This is a genomic window from Streptomyces sp. WM4235, assembly GCF_001279725.1.
GTDB lineage: Bacteria > Actinomycetota > Actinomycetes > Streptomycetales > Streptomycetaceae > Streptomyces.
Window position 1 is genome coordinate 1 of record NZ_LGDE01000273.1, and the last position, 504, is coordinate 504.

Annotated in this window: 1 protein-coding gene; it reads right to left on the reverse strand. The window is 74.4% G+C overall.

Features of this window, described 5'->3' with window-relative positions; genetic code table 11:
- Positions 1-500 (reverse strand): TetR/AcrR family transcriptional regulator (locus tag ADK55_RS19350; RefSeq protein WP_053680419.1); only part of this gene is annotated, 500 nt, incomplete at its 3' end.
- Positions 501-504 lie beyond the last annotated feature (4 nt).

The window sequence follows — 504 nt, forward strand, 5'->3', positions numbered from 1 at the left end:
AGGACGCCCATCAGCTGGGCCGGCAGGAACTCCACGGCCGGATGGTTCGCGGTGACCTCGCCCCGCGCCACCGCCCGCGCCACCATCGCGTCGAACGCCGCGAGTTCGGGTTCCACCAGGGCCTCGCGCAGGGCGGCCTGGAGTTCCTCGTCGCCGAGCACGGCGTGGCCGAGCGCCTGGGAGAGCCTGGTGTCCCGGCCGGAGGTGCCGGCCGCGATCCGGGCGGCCTCGCGCAGGTCGCCCGCGAGGGTCCCGGTGTCCACGGCCGCCAGGGTGCCCTGCCGGTTCGCGCGCAGCGCGGCGGCGACGAGCCGCGGCTTGGTCTTCCACTGCCGGTAGAGCGTGGACTTCCCGCAGCAGGCGCGCGCGGCGACGCCCTCCATGGTCAGGGCCTCGTACCCGTGCTCGCGCAGCTGCTCCAGCACGGCGTCGTAGAACTCCTGCACCCGCTCCGGGCTGATCTTGGAACGACGCGCGGTGGTCGACGGGGTCGACGTCATGGAT